Raw genomic sequence first — 19,331 nt, forward strand, 5'->3', positions numbered from 1 at the left:
TTTACCTGTACCAGGCGTACCATTCGACCTGTATTTTTTGATCGATGTGGTGAATGTTTTGCCATAGCCAGTAGGCCTGGCTGCCGAAAATCTTGTATCCTAGAGGAGAGAGCATAAAAAAGCTGTTGCATAACCACTGGAGAAAATAGGGAGAGGTAGTTTTCCCGATGCCCGGGATAACCCTGAACATCTGGCCAAGATCAAGGACGAAGGTGAAATACAAGGGTTGGTCGCTATCCCCGTTGACTATGTAATAAAACTTATCGATTTTTTCATAAGCTTGGTCGGGAAGAACGTTAAATTCAGCCTGTATTTGTGAAGTGTATCCCCCGTAAGAATGGAAAGGCTCTGAAAGCCAAACGTATTCGGCATAAGAGGAGGCATAGTGTCGAGCAAATATTTTTTTTGCTTCTTCTCGTGGATATCTTCTCATGGTTACAGGAGAGCCGTTGAACCAGCCTTTGACCCACAATGCAGGAAACTTGGGATCTTCGGGTAAAAAAAGATTGCCGACTCCGCCGAAAGGCATTGGAGGGAGCACCGAAGAGTATTTCCAGTCAAAAAAAACGTGGGGTTCTTTTATCGGAGATCCGGGCTTTTGGGTAAGGAAAAGCCGGGCATAAATGTCCACCCTCTCGTAATAAGAGGCAAAAAAATAAAAACAGAAAAGGATCGAAGGAATCGACAATAACCCCATGACTCTTAGAGTATAGGGAAAATGCTTGTGGTAAGAGAATAAAAAATTCCATCTTTCCTGTGCTGCTTGCACGGGATAGAATAAAAGGAGGTTTAAATACAACTGCATCCGCTTTTTGCGATGTAGTCTGTCCGCTAGAGATCACAGGAATGAATGAGGGGACAAGAATCTATAGGGTTTCTTTTCTTTTTTCCTTTTATAACAGTTGATCTTTTACCTATACCAGGCATACCACTGGACTCGGATTTTCTGGTCGATCCGGGGGACGTTGGTCCAGCGCCAGCTCAAGGTTGATCCCACCCGTTGGTAACCCGGGGGCTCGAGCCTGAAGAACGTCCCGTAAAGCCACTGGACGTAATAGGGGTTGGATTGCCGGCCTATGTCCGGGATCGCCATGGTGATCCCTCCAAGATCCATGGTAAAGGTCACTTCCTTTATGGGCCTGTCCAAGTCATCCCAGTTTAAAATACAGATATACTCATCGATCTTTTGAGCTCCCTCGGCGGGAAGAACGACAAACTCCGCCTGCTTGTGAAGCTCCCCATTTTCTTGGTAGCTAGAAAGCCACACGTAGCGGGAATGGCGTGAAGTTGTTCCCGTCATCCTTGATTGTGCGGCGGTGTACCTATGCATGGCGAGAGAACGGTCGTTGATCCAGGCCCTAGCCCAGAGAGCGGGATACCGGGGATCTTCGGGGATGTAGGCACGCATCCCATTATCTAAAGTGATTACTTTTTGGTCAAACCTGACATGGGCTTCAAGGGCATAAGGATAGGTTTTTGACCTGGTTAGGAACAACTTGGCATAAGTATGAGTCGATTCGATGACATGGTAGAGAAAGAAAAAAGAAAAGAGAGGAAAAAACCCAAAAACCATGGTTCTTGAAGAATGTGTATTATACCTGATTTAATTATGGGGGTCCTTGTCCACCCTTCCCCGCTAGTGCCCTGATCACGCCGCCGACCCGGCCCTGGATGTTTTCTCCCACACCACGCAGTCCCTCGATTCCTGCGCTGTGGACCCTTCCGAAATGCCCGCTAAAGCCTTCGAGGAGGGCTCCGGCCATGTCCGCAAAAGCCGAGGACCAACCGTAGGCGATCCTTACGGCCACGAGCGGAAACATGGACCCTGCGTAAATGAAAGCGGCCACGATGTTAATGCCCAGGGAATAAAGCACCCAGGCTCCCGAGGCTTGCAAAAGCCCAAGGATCGTGTAAACCACCGCACAGAGGAAAGGGGGCTGACCGCCGGAAATTGGGGATAGTTTCAATTTAATTGTCAATTTTTTTAATGGATAAGGCATAATCTTCTATTATTCATACAATAGTCCTTTCCATGGTTACCTATACCAGGCATACCACTGGACTCGGATTTTCTGGTCGATCCGGGGGACGTTGGTCCAGCGCCAGCTCACGGTTGACCCCACCCTTTGGTAACCCGGGGGTTCAAGCCTGAAGAACGTCCCGTAAAGCCACTGGACGTAATAGGGGTTGGATTGCCGGCCTATGCCCGGGATCGCCATGGTGATTCCCCCAAGATCCATGGAAAAGGTCACTTCCTTTATGGGCCTGTCCAAGTCATCCCAGTTTAAAATACAGATATACTCATCAATCTTTTGAGCTCCCTCGGCGGGAAGAACGACAAACTCCGCCTGCTTGTGAAGCTCTCCGTTTTCTTGGTAGCCATTAGAAAGCCACACGTAGCGGGAATGGCGTGAAGTACCTGACACCATCATTCTTGCTTGGGCGGCGGAATACTTATGCATGGCGAGAGAACGGCCGTTGATCCAGGCCTTTGCCCAAAGGGCGGGATACCGGGGGTCTTCGGGGATGTAGGCATGGCTTATCCTTACCCCATCGTAAAAATAATCGACCCTTTGATCAAACCCAACATGAGCTTGTAGTCCGTAGGGATATGTCTTTGCCCGTGTTAAGAACAGCTTGGCGTAAGTATGGGTCGATTCGATGAAATAATAGAGAAAGAAAAAAGAAAAGAGAGGAAGTAGCCCAAAAAGCATGGCTCCAAATAAAACTTTTTATCCTTGGTTCTAAGGTATTATATCCTTCCCCGCTAGTGCCCTGATCACGCCGCCGACCCGTCCCTGGATGTTTTCTCCCACACCACGCAGTCCCTCGATTCCGGCAGAATGGACCCTTCCGAAATGCCCGCTGAAGCCTTCGAGGAGGGCTCCGGCCATGTCCGCAAAAGCCGAGGACCAACCGTAGGCTATTCTTACGGCCACGAGCGGAAACATGGACCCTGCGTAAATGAAAGCGGCCACGATGTTAATGCCCAGGGAATAAAGCACCCAGGCTCCCGAGGCTTGCAAAAGCCCAAGGATCGTGTAGACCACCGCACAAAGGAAAGGGGGCTGACCGCCGGAAATTGGGGATAGTTTCAATTTAATTGTCAATTTTTTTAATGGATAAGGCATAATCTTCTCTTATTTATACAATAGTCCTTTCCATGGTTACCTATACCAGGCATACCACTGGACGCGGATTTTCTGGTCGATCCGGGGGACGTTGGTCCAGCGCCAGCTCAAGGTTGATCCCACCCGTTGGTAACCCGGGGGCTCGAGCCTGAAGAACGTCCCGTAAAGCCACTGGACGTAGTAGGGGTTGGATTGCCGGCCTATGCCCGGGATCGCCATGGTGATTCCCCCAAGGTCCATGGTAAAGGTCACTTCCTTTATTGGTCTATCGAGATGGTCCCAATTAAGGATGCAAACATACTCATCGATCTTTTGAGCTCCCTCGGCGGGAAGAACGACAAACTCCGCCTGCTTGTGAAGCTCTCCAGTTTCCTGGAAATCGTTGGAAAGCCACACGTAGCGGGAATGGCGTGAAGGTGTTCCTGTCATCCTTGCTTGTGCTACGGAATACTTATGCATGGTAAGGGGACGACCGTTGATCCAGGCCCTAGCCCAGAGGGCGGGATACCGGGGGTCTTCGGGGATGTAGGCATTGGAGTTCCCAGCATAAAAACAATCAACTCTTTGATCGAACCCAACGTGAGCTTCAAGGGCATAGGGATAAGTTTTTGACCTGGTTAGGAACAACTTGGCATAAGTATGAGTCGATTCGATGACATGGTAGAGAAAGAAAAAAGAAAAGAAGTGAAGGAAACATAAAAGCATTGCTTCAAATTGATCTCAAAAACAAATTTAATAACAATCTCCGATCTTCCTTGATTATTTATCAGGTCCAATCCTTCCCCGCTAGTGCCCTGATCACGCTGCCGACTCGGCCCTGGATGTTTTCTCCCACTCCACGCAGTCCCTCGATTCCTGCGCTGTGGACCCTTCCGAAATGCCCGCTAAAGCCTTCGAGGAGGGCTCCGGCCATGTCCGCAAAAGCCGAGGACCAACCGTAGGCGATCCTTACGGCTACGAGCGGAAACATGGAGCCTGCGTAAATGAAAGCGGCAACGATGTTAATGCCCAGGGAATAAAGCACCCAGGCTCCCGAGGCTTGCAAAAGCCCAAGGATCGTGTAGACCACCGCACAGAGGAAGGGGGGCTGACCGCCGGCAGCATTTGCTTGTTCTAAGCATTGTTGGATCGGTATACCTCCTAAAGCCCCGTTATTGGTAAAAATGCTTTGGAGAAAAACCTGTAGGAGGCTTGAAAAGTTCCCGATGCTGCCTCCAAAAAGATTGGAAAGACTGAGCCCGTTGATGGGCCAACCTATGGTCGCCTCGATGATCATCGGGATCATCGCTCCCAGGGTAGTGGCCCCCGCCACAAATCCCATATCCCCACTGGCACTTATGCCAAAGAGGGTATTGAAAATGATATCCGCCATCATGTAGCCCAGGCCGGCCAGGATACAGTAAAGGGTGGGGACGATGGAAACGGCGACAAGACCCATGAGCATCGGTCTCCAGAGCCCACGGAAGGAAGCAAAAAAGGTCAGGGGGACAAGGGCGATGCCGAAACCCGTTAAGGCTTGGTAAGCCGCTTCGCTTCCACCCAAGAGAACGATTTGGCTGAAGATGATGGTAAAAATTGCTCCTATGCAAAGCAGGGCAGCCGCAAGCACGAGGGCGAACACCCAGCCGATGGAAGTCATGAGGGGGACGGCCCATATCTGCATCGCGGTGATGGCCTGGGTAGCCGGTGCGGAGGGATCGGCTTTGACGACGTTCATCCAGGAAAGAAGCCCTTGGAAAGCTTGATTGAGGTACTTGTAGACCACGGGGTTGAAGATCGCCAGGTTGTTGGCCAGGCCAAACATCCGGCTTACAAATATCGGGCCAAATTTAAAGTCGGCTATGTTGCCCGGGCAGACCGCCCCGGGAGAAGCGACCACCCCCACTCCACTCGAAGGGGGAACGTGGATCCAACAGATCCACCATTGGGTCGGGGTACTGCCCATTGGGGGATCGAACGCCAAATTGGCTATCTCACGGCCCCACTGTAAGCCCCCTTGGATCAAGGCCTGCCTGCCGTAATCGATCAGGTGTTGGGGGAACTGCGCGTAGACGACGATCCAGATAATCACCGCATGAATGGTGTAATCGATCAGCTCATCGATGATCGGTCTTCCGAAAGCAACGCGGAACCCTCCCATGGCCGCAGCCATGAAAAACAGAAAAGGAGCGATCGTTACAGCGATCGCTTGGCCTTCCTGCCTTGCCTGTTGGCCAAACTGAAAAACTTTTTGGATAAGGGGTCCTAGGCTTGGATCTACCCCGGAAAGAGCCCCGTTAGGTTGGTAGGGTTGCTGTTGGCCATAGGCTAGGGGAATAAAAAATAAAAAGAAGAACAATAAGAAGAGAGCCTTTTTAGCCATGAATGAATTCCTATGTTTATTTAAATAGGCAATTTTTTTGGGGATGCCTTTACCCAAAAGGCTTCTTTTTTCTTTGATCGTGAAAAGAAAAGAATGCGCCAACGAACGCATTCCTCTGCCTGGATTTTTTATTTGTAACTCAACTAAGAAGGAGTAATTATTATAGCTGTGGATCCCTTAGAAGAAAGAGCACAGAGAGCGGCAAAGATAATTGCTTCTCCCGGTGATTATCAAGTCTGCGAAAGCTGCGGATCGATCGTGTCTAAAAAGGTCGTCTTTTGTCCAAACTGTAACGGCTACCGCTTTGATTCCTCGAGGGAAAGGGTTATAGAACAAGCTGAAATTTTGGGCAAACGGGCGCCGACTTCAATCTCTTTTGAAGATTATCTCTAGGCCCCCTGTTGCCGATATCCTGGCACAGTTATTGCTTATTCAATCCCGTTTTATGAAAAAAATCTCTTTTATTCTTTTTGTATGACTGGGTTTTTATTTTCTTGGACGCGGAGCGGTAGTTCAGACCCCTAAAGGGCAGAGATTGACCATTCTCAGCGGTATTGAAGAAGCCAAGAACATTCCACCGGGAAAAACGTTTGCGTTCATATGTGGAAAATGTAAAGGGGTTTGGATGACAAAAGTCAAAAAAGAGAGCCGTGAGCATCTTCTGTGGTTTAATCCTGACCAATCCCAGGATTGTCCCGGGTTATGCCAGGGATCGGTTCGATCCCAACAAACAAAAGATCGCAAGACCCTTTTTCTTTGCAGCCGTTGTGGAGATCAATCGGCTTTTGCTTGTTGCGGTGGTTAGCTGAAAAAACCTCTCTGCTTGGAAACACGGCAGCCGCTTTTTTTAAAGGATTTTTCCACGCCATGGAATTCCCAAGGATCCAAGATGAGCTGGAAAATCAGGAAAGTTGAAGTTTACGAAAAAGCCGAACTTTTAAAAAATCAACAATCGCCATGTAAAAAACGATGATGCCGAGGAGAACAAGAAATGGACCCAGTCCTATTTTTTCCATGCCTATGCCCAAGCTGGCTTGGATCGCTAGGCTTAAAAGGACGAAGGCGGAAGTCAGGACCATACAAGAGCTCGGCCATGAGTTCCAAAAATGGCGGCGTTCCCTTACCAGATATAGGGTGGCTTGTCCTTCCAAGGCGAGCACCAAGAAGCTCAATGACTGAAGATGGTTGGTGTCAAACCCCAGAACCTGTTTGGCAATTAAAAAAAGGCTAAAAGAAAAGGCAAGGAGCATTAAACCGATGGCACCTCCCCCGATCACTATGGATCGAATGGGCCATTTTTTAATCTTGGACGAAGGCTTGACCCGGTCGGTGACGAGGGATAAAGTCAGCACATCGTTATACAGAACGAGGATGACTCCCAGGAAAGGATTGAGCACGAAGGTTTTTCCCGCAACCAGTCCTAGTGTCATGAAAAAAGCGACTTCAATGGTCTTGACTATCTTGTTAAGAATGTAGGTCAGGATCCTTTCGAAGATGACGCGGCTGAGCATAATGGCGGGGATGATATCCATGAGGCCTGGGTTGGTAAGCACAAAACTGGCGGCCGCCTTGGCCACGTCAACCGCATTGGATACGGCAATTCCCACTTGGGCTTGACGGAGAGCGGGAGCATCATTGACTCCATCTCCGGTCATGCCCGTTACATGGTTTTTCTTTTGAAAAGCCTGGACGATCATGTACTTGTCTTCAGGGAAAACCCCCGCAATAATGTCGTACTTTTCTATTTCCTGGAGTTGTTCCGTCGAGGCGTTGGGAAGGGTAATTGAATTTTCACCGATCCCCACTTTTTTCCCGATGGATTTTGCGGTGAGTTCCTGGTCTCCCGTGACCATGACGACCTTGATCCCTAGGCTCTTGATTTTCCGAACCAACACCGGGGATTCCTCCCTTAGAGGATCGGTAAAGCTAATGAGTCCCACAAGGTTGTTGGGCTGGGAGTAACCATAGGCGACGGCAAGGACGCGGGATCCATCTGCCTCTAGTTCCTTGGCTCGATTAAATATTTCGGTGGAATAGGCGGGTATATTTTTTAAGACGGTAGAAAGAGCACCTTTGACCACCGTTACCGATTTTCCCTCTTTATCAAGGTAGAGAGCTTTGGACATTTTCGTTTTGGGATCGGCCGGGGTGTAACGTTTGAAGTTGAGGAGAAGGGCTTGGGTCGAAAGGTTGTTTTCGGCCAACTTTTTCAAGATAGCCTTATCGATTGGGTTTTCAGCGAGGGGATCAGAACATAGGGCTGCCCAGATCAAGAGCTCTTTTGGGGTGTAGGGGGAGGAGGGGATGAGATTATTGATTTCCAGCTCGTTGCGAGTTAAGGTGCCTGTTTTATCCACTAGGAGAACGTCCATGACCGATGCATCTTCCAGGGCGGAAAGTTTTGAGGTCAACACTCCCTTGGCAGCCAATTCCTTGGATCCTATCGCCGTGGCCAGGGTAAAGATTGAGGGTAGAGTTGCCGGGACGGAGGCGATGAGGATGACCAGGGCATAAGGAAGCAAAAGGGAAAAGGGAAGGACTGCAATCACGCTATAAAGGGATATGCAAGCGATGAGCAAGCTATCTATCCAGAACAGGGATTTTACAATGTCAAAGACGACTTTTTCAGCTTGACTGGGAGGGTGAGCCTTTTCAATCAAGCGAGCCGTTTTCCCTAGGTGGGTCTGGGCCCCTGTAGCGATGACTATCCCATGAGCTTGTCCGCTTTCAATAAGCCCTCCTCCAAGAAGAATTTCCCCTTCGTGGACGGTACGGGGAAAGGATTCCCCGGTAATCATCGATTCGTTGACTTCTATTTCCCCGTCGATAACCCGAAGATCGGCAGGAACGATGTCCCCACTGCGCAGCAAGACCAGGTCTCCCCTGACGATTTCCTTGGCGGAAATAGTCGTCCACGTTCCTTCTCTTAGTACCCGGCAGCGGGGAGAAAGTCGGCTGATGAGAGAGTGGAGCGCCCGCTGCGCTCGAGATTCCTGTACAAAAGAGATGATTGAAGAGCCGATGAGGAAACCGGCAATGGCTATGCCATCGTGTATTCGCTGAAGCAGGATTTCCAAGATAATGGTGATCTCGAGCATCCAGGGGATGGGGGCCCAAAACTTGGAGAGGAAAAGTAAAAGGGGATGGCGCTTTTTTTCAGGGAGGGCATTAAACCCTTCTTGAGAGAGCCTTTTTTTTGCTTCTGCCCAAGATAACCCCAATTGGAGGTTGATGTCAGTATCAGGCACGAAGACCTTCCTCGACGTGGAAAAAGGGTTCGGACAGAGAGGGATTCGAACCCTCGAGTCGGTTTCGCCGACTACACGCTCTCCAGGCGTGCCCGATCAACCACTCCGGCATCTGTCCTCGGGACTTAATTGTTATATTATAACTGGAGGTGGAAAAAACAGAAAATTTTATTTTCTTGCCCTTGCCTTCTTTACCAGCTAGGCCCCAAGGTACTCGATGGAGTGCCGTAGTAAGCATCCTGCTTTTCTAGGTACGAAGAAGGAACAAATCCCTTTTTGCCTCGAGTCGTTTCGACACGAACGAATCCTTCTCCTGTAGTTCCGAGAAGTTTTAACCGGGTTCCTTTTTCAAGATAACTGTCGGGAACTTCTTCTCCCGGACCTTGAGTATAGAATGGTGTTCTATCCTTGGTGATGAGATTATACTCGTAGCCGCCAATCGTTGAAGAGCAGGAGAGAAAAGAAAAACATAAAGAAACGAAAAAAACCCAAAGGAGGTTCGATTTTTTCATCGAATGAGTCTTTTTCTTCCCGCCAAGCACCGCCAGTTACTCCACTATAAAGGGTTACAAAAATTCTCGGGGATCGGTAATTTTGCCCGTTATGGCCGAAGAAGCCACGGTTAGGGGGGAGGCCAAGTAAACCTGTGAAGATTTGTCTCCCATCCTTCCCGGGAAATTGCGGTTTGTCGAAGAGATACATACAAGGGGCTTGTTGACCCTTCCGAAGGTATCCATGGGGCCTCCAAGACATGCTGCACAAGAAGGATTTTCGGTGATTTGAACTCCCGCCTCCCTCAACGTGTCCCAAATACTTTTGCCCTCAATCTCGATTTTATGGAGCTGGTCGACGACTTCCGGGGTAGAAGGAACGGCAAAAGTTTCTACGCTGACCGTTCGATTTTTAAGGATGGAGGCAAAAGCGATGAAATCGGACAGTTTACCCCCTGTACAGGACCCAAGATAGGCACGGTCGATTTTAACCGAACCCAGTTCTTTAGCTTTCATCCTGTTGCCGGGATTATGAGGGGCGGCAACGGTGGGTTCTACCAGGGAAAGATCGATAAAGTAAGAGGCGAAGAAATGTTGATCCTTGTCGGGATCGACCACTTCGAACTCTTTTTTGGTACCGTTTTTCAATACCTTTTGTCTTACAAAATCGATGGTTTTTTGATCAGCGGGGAAAATGCCATTTTTGGCTCCCGCTTCTATAGCCATGTTGGCTACCGTCATGCGATCTTCAATTTCCAGGGTAGAGACACCGGGTCCTTCAAACTGCATCGCCATGTAGGTAGCTCCATCGAAACCGATTTCCCCAATGATATGAAGGATCAAGTCCTTGGCCATGACCCCCTTTTGAAGTTCCCCATCGAGGTAAAACTGCAGGGTTGGGGGCACCTTGATCAGCAGCTTGCCCGTCCCCATTACAAATCCCGCGTCGGTGTTACCGATACCGGTTGCAAACTCATTGAAAGCTCCAGCCGTACAGGTGTGACTATCGGTGCCAAAAAGGACTTCTCCGGGACGCACGTGCCCTTTTTCGGGAAGGGCTGTATGGCAAACTCCGGCATATTTCGTTCCGTATTGGCGTCTGAAATACCCTTTAGCCGGATCAAACTTCCATGTTCCCCTGGGATCGTCGATGACGTCGTAGAAATAAACGATTCCCTGTTCCTCGGCAAAAGCCCTGAGAACATCAACATTGCGGTTGGATAAGGAGTCGGCGGTAAAAATGTAGTGATCGGGCATCATCACGATTTTGTAAGGATCCCATACCCGGGCCTTTTTCCCGAATTCCCTGTAGAAAACCCCAATGGTTCCCGGTCCGCATACATCATGGGTAAGGAGAATATCCGCATCAACCCAGATATTGTCTCCAGGGGAAACTCGAGATCTCTTACTGGCTTTAGCAAGTATCTTTTCTGTTAAAGTCATGACTACAATTTCTCCATTTTAGGTGTACCGTTCAACAAAAGGAACAATTTTTTTTATGCTTTTTTAAAGATCAATGCTCCAAAAGTGGGCGACGCTAACTACTCAAGTCCTGCCTTCCACGATTTGCAGGGCTTTTTCTATCAAGGGAGGAATTTGGTGGCGTGGGAGGGAAGAAGAAAAAGATTCGGTAAAAGAAGGATCTTTTAATCCATGCCCGGTAAGGGTCATAACGATGGTGGAACTTGGCCTTATCCGGTTTTCTTTGCAAGCTTTTAAAAATCCGGCAACGGATACCGCCGAGGCGGGTTCGACAAAAATACCCTCCTTATCGGCCAAAAAACGGTAGGCTTCACAGATTTCAGCATCGCTCACGGCATCAATATTGCCGGATGATTCTCTTGCCGCTGCCAATGCTCCTTTCCAACTGGCCGGGTTACCGATTCTTATGGCCGAAGCGATCGTCGTTGGGTTTTCAATGATCCTTCCTTCTACAAGAGGAGCAGCTCCCTCGGCCTGGAACCCTAGCATTTGGGGAAGTTTCTTGGACAACTTGCTTTCGTAATATTCTTTGTAGCCCTTCCAGTAAGCGGTGATGTTTCCCGCATTGCCCACGGGTAAAATATGATAGTCGGGTGCATCTCCAAGCACGTCACAGATTTCAAAGGCGGCCGTCTTTTGTCCTTCGATCCGGCTTGGGTTAACCGAATTGACGAGTTCAATTTCAGGTTTTAGTGTCGCCAACTTTATAACAAGGCGCATCGTGTCATCAAAGCTTCCTTCCACTTCCACGATTTCCGCGCCATGGACCATGGCTTGGGAAAGCTTGCCTAAAGCGATTTTTCCCCGAGGAAGAAAAACAAAGCATTTTAAATCGGCCCTTGCGGCGTAGGCTGCTGCAGAAGCTGCGGTATTGCCGGTACTGGCGCAAATCACCATCTGTTTTTTTTGTTCCAAGGCCTTGGTCATGGCCACGACCATTCCCCGATCTTTAAAGGAAGCGGTAGGATTGAGGCCTTCATACTTGAAATAGACTTTGAGGTCTTTTCCCGCAAGCCGGGATAGTTTTAGAGAAGGGATTAAAGGGGTATTCCCTTCAAGAAGGGTGATGTCGGCCGTAGTACCGCTTAAGGGAAGACGGTCGCGATAACGATTGATTATGCCTTGCCAGGACTTTAAGTTATTCTCCTTGAACATGAAAATCCTCTACCCTGTAAACGATAGGTTCACATTTAAGAAAGGGAAGCCTAGAAATTTCCAAGCAGGCTTCTTGAAAAAATTTTTCTTTCGCGTCATGGACCATTATAACCAGAGGGACCCCCTGGGCAAAACTCGAAACTTCGGGTTGGACTACTGAAGAAATACCGATATTTTTTTTACCCAAAATTTCGGCAATCGAAGCCAAAACACCGGGCTTGTCCACGACGTTCAGCCTTAAATAATATCGAGAAACAATCTCGGAAATGGGCATGACCTTGTATTCGCTCTCCGTATCGGCAAAAAAGAGCCGGGGAGCACATTCAACATAGGGATAGCGGGCAAGTTCTACCAGATCGCTGAGCACGGCACTGGCCGTGGGATCTCCTCCAGCTCCCCTTCCATAGAAGAGCTGGTCTCCCACAATATCTCCCTTGATAATGACCGCGTTGAATGACCCTGAGACTGAACTCAAGATGTGGTCTTTTTTCAGCAAGGTCGGATGGACTCGAATTTCAACCTCTTTGGAGCACTGGTGCTTTTTTATAATGGCCAACAACTTAAAAACGTAGCCCAGCTCACCGGCATATTGGATATCAAAAGGATCAACCGATTCGATCCCCTCGGTGTAAATTTCGCCTACTTTTGGCCAGAACCTGTAGGATAAGGCACAGAGAATCGCTGCTTTGTGGGCGCTGTCTTCTCCGCTTACATCCAGTTTTTCATCCGCTTCTGCATATCCCATCTCTTTTGCCTTTTTGAGTGCATCGGCATAGCTCATCCGACCGTTGGTCATTTCCGTGAGAATGTAATTGCAAGTGCCGTTGACGATTCCTGAAATCATAAGAAAGCGGTTGGCTACAAGGCCATCTTGTATAGCTTGCAGAAGGGGAATGCCACCGGCAACGCTGGCTTCAAAGAGGATTCTTCTTTTGTGCTTGGAAGCCAGGCTGGCTATCTCATGACCATGGAAAGCTAAAAGAGCTTTATTGGCTGTGACCACATCTTTGCCTTTTTGCAAGGCCTGGGTAATAATTTCATAAGGGACATCGATACCCCCGATCAGTTCGACGACGGCGTCTAGACCTGGATCGTTCACAATTTCTCTCCAATCCGTGGTGAGCCTTTCCTGGGGAACGCCTACTTTCAAGGCTTTCTGGGGTGAACGCACGGCGATTTTTTTAATTTCGATGGTTTTTCCCGACTTTTTTGTCAGTAATTCCTTGTGGGTGAGCAGGTTATGCCACACCCGGGACCCTACATTGCCAAGACCGATTAATCCCACCTTGAAAGAATTCATGAACCAGGAAAATTACTCTTATGAGTTATAGGGATCCGCCTCGGGTCGAGGACTGTCTCCGTCGTATTTTTTTTCTAATTTCTTGAGCCTTTCCCACAACTCGGGAAGCTTGTTATAAAGAACCTCCAACTTATGGGTAAGGTTGATGGGGCGGGCATGGCGGCCCGAAAGGACGGCCCGCGGGGGAACGTCTTTTGTCACCCCGGATTGGGCCGTGATGGTGGCCCCATCACCGATATGAATGTGGCCGGCAATGCCTACCTGTCCGGCTAGGGTTACATGTTCTCCTAAAGAGGTGCTGCCGGAAATCCCCGTTTGGGCGGCAATGATGGAATTTTTCCCGATGATAACATTATGGGCAATCTGGACAAGATTATCGATTTTGCAGCCTTCTTGAATCCATGTTTTGCCGAATCTTCCTCGATCCACGGTAGTGTTAGCCCCAATTTCGACATCGTCATCAATCTGGACTATCCCTACCTGGGGGATTTTTTCATGGCGGCCGTTTGTCTGTTCATAACCAAACCCGTCAGATCCGATAACAGCTCCCGGATGGAGAATCACCCGTTTACCAATCCGACTCCTTTCTCTTATGGTCACGTGGGGATAAAAAAAAGATTTCTCTCCGATGATACTTTCCCTCCCAATGAAAACGTATGCGCCTATGACACATCCATCCCCGATCTTCACCTTGTCTTCGATCACGGCATAGGGCTGGATGCTGACCTCTTTCCCTATTTCGACTTCCCGGCCTATGAGCGCCGTGGGATGAATGCCGGGTTCATAGGAAAAAGGTTGAGGACTAAACAGTGAAATGATTTGAGAAAACGCTAGGGAAGGAGAATCGACACGAATTAGGGTAATAGGGGAGGAACTTTTGTAGCTTTTTGACACCACGATGGCCGAGGCCTGGGTTTTTTCGACAGCCGCCTCATAGCGAGGATTACTCAGGAAAGTGATTTGTCCTTTTTTGGCATCCAGAATATCGGAGATGCCGGTGATTTCGATCTCAGGTTCTCCTTCGACAATGCCTCCAACAAGTGAGGCGAGCTGTTTTACCGAATAAGAGATCACTTTTTGTTCCTTCTCCAGTCGTGTAAAAGTTAGGGACTATCCCGATAAGCTTCCTTATGGAGAGGTAGATGCGGCCTTGGTCTGCGGCTTCGTTGCGTTTATTGTTCTAATGACTTCATCGGTGATGTCTTTGACATCCTGCGAATAGAGAAGAACGTTTGTTCCGCTCAAGCTTTTCCCGGACTTATCGAAGACAAGGGTAAACTTTTCGCGGCTGCTGATTTCTAAAATCGTTTTTGTTATGTCATCGATGATGCTCTGGCGTATTCTCTGTGAACGATCTTCCAGTTCCTTCGTCCGAATGTATTGAAATTCTTGGAATTTCCTCTGCATCGCTTGAAAATCTTGCGCCTTGGCCTCAAAAGCCTTTTGTTTTTCGGCTCTTGCAGCTTCCGAAAGGGTCTTGTCTTGGGCGGCATCGTGCATCTTTTTTGCCTCTTCACCGATTTTGTTCAAGTCGTTGGCCATCTCTTGGCGTTCCTTTTCAAAAGCGGCGACTTTGGATTTCATTTCGGAGTCCGCCTCCTTTGTTTTATAAAAATCGTTGAATGCTTTTTGAAGGTCGACAACGGCTATTTTTAATACCTGTTGGGCATGGAGCGAACCGATCGATAAGGCACTAATAATGCTAAAGACAAAGATAAATGGTTTCATAGGTATTTCATTCTTTATTAAAAATAGAAATGTTTTAAGTTCAATCTTGATTGATTAGCTTCGAGTTTAGATCCTTTCCCATCCTTAATTGGATCTCTTTTCTCCCTCTTTTGCAAAGCAAAGAAAAGTATAATGAATTTCAGTGATAACACAAGAAATTCCTTCTTTATCCAACCTGAAACTTTTATAGCTTCGAAGCTAGGAACAAAAGGAAAAAGTGCTTTTTTGTGGAGCGCAGCCTTTCCTAAAAACCGGCTTAAGGATAGAAAAAGGGAGGTAAGCTTTTCGCCCTTATCTTGGCCTGTAGAACTGCCGGCAGGATGGCCCCTTGGTTCTTTTTTCAATAGGGTGGTAATGACACGGCCCAAGAGGATACCCCCCCTTACGGATTTTCCTTAATCCTACTCGCATTCATCTCGAGGAGCTATGCTTTATTTCCCCTGCTTTTTATCGCTAAAGCCTGTTTTTTTGTGAAGGGCAGAAAGTCCTGGAGTACCGGCCAGTCCGCTTAGAAAGAATACCCGACGTCGAAGTAAAACCTCCCCGTTTTATTGAGCCAACTCTGCCTTAGGTAGGGAATACCGTAGTCGAGCCTTAAGGGCCCGATGGGTAAAAACAACCTTAAGCCAAAGCCATAATCGGCATCGATGTTAATCCCTTGGCCTGCTACTATGGGGGTAGGAACATATTCATTGGGACCGATGAGAGAGCCGGCATTAAACCCCATGTCATTAAAAACAGCAAATCTTACCCTGTCTACAACCGGAAAGGTAAATTCGAGATTCCAGACCGCCATGGTTTGACCGCCAACCGGAAAATCAAGGGGAAGATAGTTGGGACCTACAAGGTTATAATCAAAACCTCTCAACGAACGTGGACCGCCGACAAAGTAGCTGTCAAAAAGGGGAACGAAGCTACTTTTGCCATATTGCTGGACAAACCCGGCCGTCAGGTGATTCCACATGATTATATCCCACAAGGGAAAGTTTTCAAAATGGGATACATCTATCTGGAGTCTGTAGATATCGGTTTGCCCAAGTAGAGGACCTCCCGCACCGAGGATGTTGAAATCTAAATAGGTTCCATGCCTCGTAACAAAGACGCTATCCCGGCTGTCATAAATGAGATCCATGGTAATATCGCTTTGGGTACGCGATCCTCTATTCTGGGCAAAAACGGGGATATTCTCAATTTCCGGCAGATAGCCCCAAAGATCGTAAACATTAAAATCGTACCGGGTCGAAAGGGTGAACCACTGGTTGAGTCTCTTGGCCAGTCGCAGATCCAGTCCATACTGGGTTTCGTTAAAACCATTGTAAAACTGCAGGTAGGTCAACTGATTGAAAAAGAGGTCAAAGCCGACCATCAGAGGTTGGTCCATAAACCAAGGCTCGGTGAAGGATAACATGGCGCTTTCCATGAAAATTCCTAGCTGCAACCGAAACCTAAACTTCTGGCCGGCGCCCGTAAACGAAGGGGGATTGGCGATATCAAAGTTCCCCTGGTTGAGCTCGACAAAACCAAGAAGGCTTTCTATCGTGCTGTAGCCTAATCCAAAAGTCACATTTCCCGTTCTTTTTTCCTGGACGGAAATGACCATGTTTTTCCTGTTCGGAATGTTGGTGTCTTGAGGATTGATCTCAACCTTTTCAAAGTAGCCGAGATTTTCCAGCCTCTTCTTGCTCGCTTCTACCCGCACGCTGTCATATACATCCCCGGGCGTTACCGCCAGTTCCCGGCGAATAACCTTATCCTTGGTCTGGTTGTTGCCTTGGATTATAATTTTATCGATATAAGCCTGGCTGCCTTCGGATATTTTAAAGAGCAGGTCAATGCGGCCATTTTCAATGTTGGCCAGTCTTTCGGGTTTAATTTCGGCATCTATATAACCTTGTTTGCCGTAAAGATCCCTGATCGCCTTGATGTCGTCATCCAGACCCTTTGGAGAAAACACACTGCCTTCTTTCATTTTGATCGAGTCAAGCAGATCGCTATTGGTATGAATGAGGTTTCCCTGGAATTGGATGGTCCCCACTTTATATTGGATCCCTTCAAAAATGGTGATGGTAACGACCATTTGCTCTTTTTGTGGGGTGGAAATTTTAACATCCTTGATCTGCATGTCGATGTAACCATGATCTTGGTAAAATTCCTTGAGTTTTCTTAAATCTTCCTGGAGCTGATCTTCTTTGAAGATTCCCGACTTGTTAACAAAGGAAAGAATATTCTTCTTTTTCGTTTTGAGTTGTTTTTGCAGTTCGGCGTTGGTAAAGGCCTTGTTCCCCACGAAATTCACCATAACGATGAACTGCTTTTCTCCCTCAGAAATGGAAAAGCTGACGATGGCTCTTCCGAATTCTTCGTTAACGTCGATCTTGTAAGTGACTTGGGCATTCCCGAACCCATGATTCTGGTAGTATTCCCGGATCTTTTCCGCATCCGCCGAAACTTGAAATTCGCTTAGGGGATCTCCAATCTTCGTTTTGACTTGTTTTCTAATCCTTTCTACAGGGATCTGCTTTGCTCCTTGAATGGTAACCTCTTTGACCAAAGGTTTAGGCTGGACAATAACTATAACCTTTATCCCTTCGGCGAGCTGTTCGGTCGATATTCTCAGGTTGGTAAAAAGCCCGGTGGCATAAAGATTCCTGACATCCTCTTCTACGGTCGTTGCCGAATAAGGTTGACCAACCGTAGTATGCATGTTGGAAAGAATCATCGAACGGTTGACCGACTTCGGTCCCACATAGACGATTTCGATTTCCTTGACGGGCGGCCCTTTCTTCTGGCTTTCGGCTCCGCTTGGAGGACCGACTACCTTTTTAGGCTTTTTTTTGACCGGGATGGCTTGGGGAGGGGCTTGGATTTCTTGTTCTGGAGGTTTTTCTTCTTCAGCCGGGGGAGCTTCGGGAGGTTGGGGAGGAGCAAGACGGGGAGCAGAGGGAGTAAGTTGTTCTCCACTTTCCTGGGCAAGGTTCGAAGAACTTCGTGCTGAACTCGAAGGGGCTGTATTATCCGTGGATGGGTTGTCCGTTTTTTGGGGTTGTGTATCGATGGAGGAAGGCAAAGGAGGAAGATTGAGCCCTCCTGAAGGCGATGGGGATTGGCAAAAAGCATTTTCTAATAGAAGGATAAAAAAAGGGAAGCTGAAAATGATGAAGCAAACCCTCGAAAGCCTTAGACCAATATATTTCTCTATTCTATTTCTAGATAAAAAGAGAAAAACATTGGGTTTCACAGAGCTTTCCTTTCCCTGCTATCCCCACAAAAGCGAAAACCATAGCAAAAAGTCTTCCTGAGTTGTACTTTTTATCGAAATCCCTTAACCGCAGGGCTTCTTTAGACTTATTTTGAAGAATCTTCAGCTTTCTTTGCCTTTGTTTTCTTTGCCTGTTTCTCCTTTTTTTCTTTCTTATCTTTCTTTTTTTTGTCGCCTTTCTTGGCTTTTTCCTGGTCAGCTCCCGTGGTCGATTCTTTTTCTTTCTTAGGGAAAATCAACTCCACTTGGAGCTGGGCGAGAACTTCTGGATGAACATGGATGGGAACCACGTGAAGACCGGACTCCTTGAGTGGCCTATCGAGGGAAATTTTTTTCCGGTCTATCTCTATGCCTTCCTGAAGAAGCCTCTGGGCGATATCCTGCGTGGTGACCGCTCCGAAGACTTTGTTGGTTTCTTTTTCACCTAACAAGTTGAAGGTGAGTCGAAGAGAACCGATTTTGGAAGCCAGTTCTAAAGCTTGCTCTTTTTCTTTCTCTTCTCTTTCGGCACGTATCTTTTTCAGTCGCTCAACTTGAGCCTTTGTTGCTGATGTGGCAATAGTGGCCAGGCCACTGGGAATCAAGTAATTTCTTGCAAATCCCGCTTTGACTTTTACCAGGTCACCTTCAAAACCAAGTTTATCGAGTTTTTTATGAAGAATAACTTCTATATCCATAATTAATCCTCTTCCGATGGGAGACTTTTATTTCTTTTCCCTTCATGGGATGTCAAGACTTAAAATGGAACTTCTTCTTCGCCTTCTTGTTGCTCTTCATGAGAAGAAAAGGAAGTAGGGGACTTGGAAGGTTGGGTTTCCATTGCCGCACTTGGAGCTGATCCCTTGGCCTTCCCAAGGAATTGAATCCTGTCCGCTCTCACTTTCATGCGGGTTCTTTTTTCTCCTTCTTTTGTTTCCCACTGCTCCATTTGCAGTCTTCCCTCAACGAATATGAGAGAACCCTTTTGGAGATATTCCTTGCACGTTTCGGCCTGCCTTCCCCAAATGACCACATCGACAAAACAAACTTCATCTTTGATTTGACCATCCTGGGATCGGAACGAACTGTTTATAGCCAGGGAAATATCGCCCACGGGTGTCCCTTTTGGGGTATAACGGCATTCAGGATCCCGTGTTAAGTTACCAATGAGGAAAACCTTGTTGAGATCAGCCATA

At 47.8% G+C, this 19,331-nt stretch carries 19 protein-coding genes and 1 tRNA gene; 2 read left to right on the forward strand and 18 right to left on the reverse strand.

From position 1 onward, the window contains the following. Window position 1 precedes the first annotated feature (1 nt). The 7 genes from MINF_RS03260 to MINF_RS11670 form a co-directional block, all read right to left on the reverse strand. Window positions 2-805, reverse strand: a complete 804-nt coding sequence (locus MINF_RS03260; RefSeq protein WP_012463068.1) for a hypothetical protein — start codon at window positions 803-805, stop codon at window positions 2-4. A gap of 105 nt (window positions 806-910) precedes the next feature. Beyond that, window positions 911-1,573: a hypothetical protein gene (locus MINF_RS03265; RefSeq protein WP_012463069.1), complete on the reverse strand. Its 663-nt coding sequence runs from the start codon at window positions 1,571-1,573 to the stop codon at window positions 911-913. Between the two features lie 34 nt (window positions 1,574-1,607). Beyond that, a complete protein-coding gene (locus tag MINF_RS03270) occupies window positions 1,608-2,000 on the reverse strand; it encodes a hypothetical protein (protein ID WP_012463070.1) in 393 nt (130 codons plus the stop codon). A 36-nt stretch (window positions 2,001-2,036) separates the two neighbouring features. Beyond that, complete coding sequence (locus MINF_RS03275) at window positions 2,037-2,714, reverse strand: hypothetical protein (RefSeq protein ID WP_012463071.1); 678 nt, start codon at window positions 2,712-2,714, stop codon at window positions 2,037-2,039. 30 nt (window positions 2,715-2,744) lie between these two features. Further along, a complete protein-coding gene (locus MINF_RS03280; protein WP_012463072.1) occupies window positions 2,745-3,131 on the reverse strand; it encodes a hypothetical protein in 387 nt (128 codons plus the stop codon). Between the two features lie 36 nt (window positions 3,132-3,167). Then, complete coding sequence (locus tag MINF_RS03285; protein ID WP_012463073.1) at window positions 3,168-3,836, reverse strand: hypothetical protein; 669 nt, start codon at window positions 3,834-3,836, stop codon at window positions 3,168-3,170. 61 nt (window positions 3,837-3,897) lie between these two features. Next, on the reverse strand, window positions 3,898-5,493 hold the full coding sequence (locus tag MINF_RS11670) for a hypothetical protein (protein ID WP_238523538.1): 1,596 nt from the start codon (window positions 5,491-5,493) through the stop codon (window positions 3,898-3,900). A 168-nt stretch (window positions 5,494-5,661) separates the two neighbouring features. Between MINF_RS11670 and MINF_RS03295 the strand changes: the two genes are divergently transcribed. Continuing rightward, window positions 5,662-5,886 (forward strand): hypothetical protein, encoded by a 225-nt coding sequence (locus tag MINF_RS03295; RefSeq protein WP_012463076.1) that lies wholly within the window; start codon window positions 5,662-5,664, stop codon window positions 5,884-5,886. 257 nt (window positions 5,887-6,143) lie between these two features. Further along, window positions 6,144-6,302, forward strand: a complete 159-nt coding sequence (locus MINF_RS11380) for a hypothetical protein (RefSeq protein WP_187146967.1) — start codon at window positions 6,144-6,146, stop codon at window positions 6,300-6,302. 93 nt (window positions 6,303-6,395) lie between these two features. Here MINF_RS11380 and MINF_RS03310 read toward each other — a convergent pair whose 3' ends face one another. The 11 genes from MINF_RS03310 to MINF_RS03365 form a co-directional block, all read right to left on the reverse strand. Further along, a complete protein-coding gene (locus MINF_RS03310; protein ID WP_012463080.1) occupies window positions 6,396-8,741 on the reverse strand; it encodes an HAD-IC family P-type ATPase in 2,346 nt (781 codons plus the stop codon). 30 nt (window positions 8,742-8,771) lie between these two features. After that, window positions 8,772-8,859 (reverse strand) — tRNA-Ser (locus MINF_RS03315). 73 nt (window positions 8,860-8,932) lie between these two features. Beyond that, complete coding sequence (locus tag MINF_RS03320) at window positions 8,933-9,253, reverse strand: SH3 domain-containing protein (RefSeq protein ID WP_187146968.1); 321 nt, start codon at window positions 9,251-9,253, stop codon at window positions 8,933-8,935. 54 nt (window positions 9,254-9,307) lie between these two features. Next, window positions 9,308-10,675 (reverse strand): 3-isopropylmalate dehydratase large subunit, encoded by a 1,368-nt coding sequence (locus MINF_RS03325; RefSeq protein WP_012463082.1) that lies wholly within the window; start codon window positions 10,673-10,675, stop codon window positions 9,308-9,310. Between the two features lie 102 nt (window positions 10,676-10,777). After that, window positions 10,778-11,869: a threonine synthase gene (gene thrC / locus MINF_RS03330; protein ID WP_012463083.1), complete on the reverse strand. Its 1,092-nt coding sequence runs from the start codon at window positions 11,867-11,869 to the stop codon at window positions 10,778-10,780. Next, window positions 11,853-13,169 carry a homoserine dehydrogenase gene (locus MINF_RS03335; RefSeq protein WP_012463084.1) on the reverse strand — a complete coding sequence of 439 codons (1,317 nt, stop codon included), beginning with the start codon at window positions 13,167-13,169 and terminating at the stop codon, window positions 11,853-11,855. The genes thrC and MINF_RS03335 overlap by 17 nt, the downstream gene beginning before the upstream one ends. Window positions 13,170-13,187: 18 nt before the next feature. Continuing rightward, window positions 13,188-14,243: a UDP-3-O-(3-hydroxymyristoyl)glucosamine N-acyltransferase gene (gene lpxD / locus MINF_RS03340; protein WP_012463085.1), complete on the reverse strand. Its 1,056-nt coding sequence runs from the start codon at window positions 14,241-14,243 to the stop codon at window positions 13,188-13,190. A gap of 54 nt (window positions 14,244-14,297) precedes the next feature. After that, the gene (locus MINF_RS03345; RefSeq protein WP_012463086.1) at window positions 14,298-14,897 is read right to left on the reverse strand and encodes an OmpH family outer membrane protein; all 600 of its coding nucleotides are present in this window, start codon (window positions 14,895-14,897) and stop codon (window positions 14,298-14,300) included. A 508-nt stretch (window positions 14,898-15,405) separates the two neighbouring features. Beyond that, window positions 15,406-18,135, reverse strand: coding sequence for an outer membrane protein assembly factor BamA (gene bamA / locus MINF_RS03355; protein ID WP_048810106.1), 2,730 nt, complete (start codon window positions 18,133-18,135; stop codon window positions 15,406-15,408). Between the two features lie 107 nt (window positions 18,136-18,242). Continuing rightward, window positions 18,243-18,833 carry a 50S ribosomal protein L9 gene (gene rplI / locus MINF_RS03360; RefSeq protein ID WP_012463090.1) on the reverse strand — a complete coding sequence of 197 codons (591 nt, stop codon included), beginning with the start codon at window positions 18,831-18,833 and terminating at the stop codon, window positions 18,243-18,245. Window positions 18,834-18,892: 59 nt separating this feature from the next. Then, window positions 18,893-19,330 carry a single-stranded DNA-binding protein gene (locus MINF_RS03365; protein WP_012463091.1) on the reverse strand — a complete coding sequence of 146 codons (438 nt, stop codon included), beginning with the start codon at window positions 19,328-19,330 and terminating at the stop codon, window positions 18,893-18,895. Between the last annotated feature and the right edge of the window lies 1 nt (window position 19,331).

It is taken from the genome of Methylacidiphilum infernorum V4, from assembly GCF_000019665.1.
Classification (GTDB): domain Bacteria; phylum Verrucomicrobiota; class Verrucomicrobiia; order Methylacidiphilales; family Methylacidiphilaceae; genus Methylacidiphilum; species Methylacidiphilum infernorum.

What these genes read in the sequence shown, in the direction of transcription:
- MINF_RS03260 (WP_012463068.1), bottom strand. Translation starts at nt 805, where the DNA reads ATGCAGTTGTATTTAAACCTCCTTTTATTCTATCCCGTGCAAGCAGCA.
- MINF_RS03265 (WP_012463069.1), bottom strand. Translation starts at nt 1,573, where the DNA reads ATGGTTTTTGGGTTTTTTCCTCTCTTTTCTTTTTTCTTTCTCTACCAT.
- MINF_RS03270 (WP_012463070.1), bottom strand. Translation starts at nt 2,000, where the DNA reads ATGCCTTATCCATTAAAAAAATTGACAATTAAATTGAAACTATCCCCA.
- MINF_RS03275 (WP_012463071.1), bottom strand. Translation starts at nt 2,714, where the DNA reads ATGCTTTTTGGGCTACTTCCTCTCTTTTCTTTTTTCTTTCTCTATTAT.
- MINF_RS03280 (WP_012463072.1), bottom strand. Translation starts at nt 3,131, where the DNA reads ATGCCTTATCCATTAAAAAAATTGACAATTAAATTGAAACTATCCCCA.
- MINF_RS03285 (WP_012463073.1), bottom strand. Translation starts at nt 3,836, where the DNA reads ATGCTTTTATGTTTCCTTCACTTCTTTTCTTTTTTCTTTCTCTACCAT.
- MINF_RS11670 (WP_238523538.1), bottom strand. Translation starts at nt 5,493, where the DNA reads ATGGCTAAAAAGGCTCTCTTCTTATTGTTCTTCTTTTTATTTTTTATT.
- MINF_RS03320 (WP_187146968.1), bottom strand. Translation starts at nt 9,253, where the DNA reads ATGAAAAAATCGAACCTCCTTTGGGTTTTTTTCGTTTCTTTATGTTTT.
- MINF_RS03325 (WP_012463082.1), bottom strand. Translation starts at nt 10,675, where the DNA reads ATGACTTTAACAGAAAAGATACTTGCTAAAGCCAGTAAGAGATCTCGA.
- thrC (WP_012463083.1), bottom strand. Translation starts at nt 11,869, where the DNA reads ATGTTCAAGGAGAATAACTTAAAGTCCTGGCAAGGCATAATCAATCGT.
- MINF_RS03335 (WP_012463084.1), bottom strand. Translation starts at nt 13,169, where the DNA reads ATGAATTCTTTCAAGGTGGGATTAATCGGTCTTGGCAATGTAGGGTCC.
- MINF_RS03345 (WP_012463086.1), bottom strand. Translation starts at nt 14,897, where the DNA reads ATGAAACCATTTATCTTTGTCTTTAGCATTATTAGTGCCTTATCGATC.
- rplI (WP_012463090.1), bottom strand. Translation starts at nt 18,833, where the DNA reads ATGGATATAGAAGTTATTCTTCATAAAAAACTCGATAAACTTGGTTTT.
- MINF_RS03365 (WP_012463091.1), bottom strand. Translation starts at nt 19,330, where the DNA reads ATGGCTGATCTCAACAAGGTTTTCCTCATTGGTAACTTAACACGGGAT.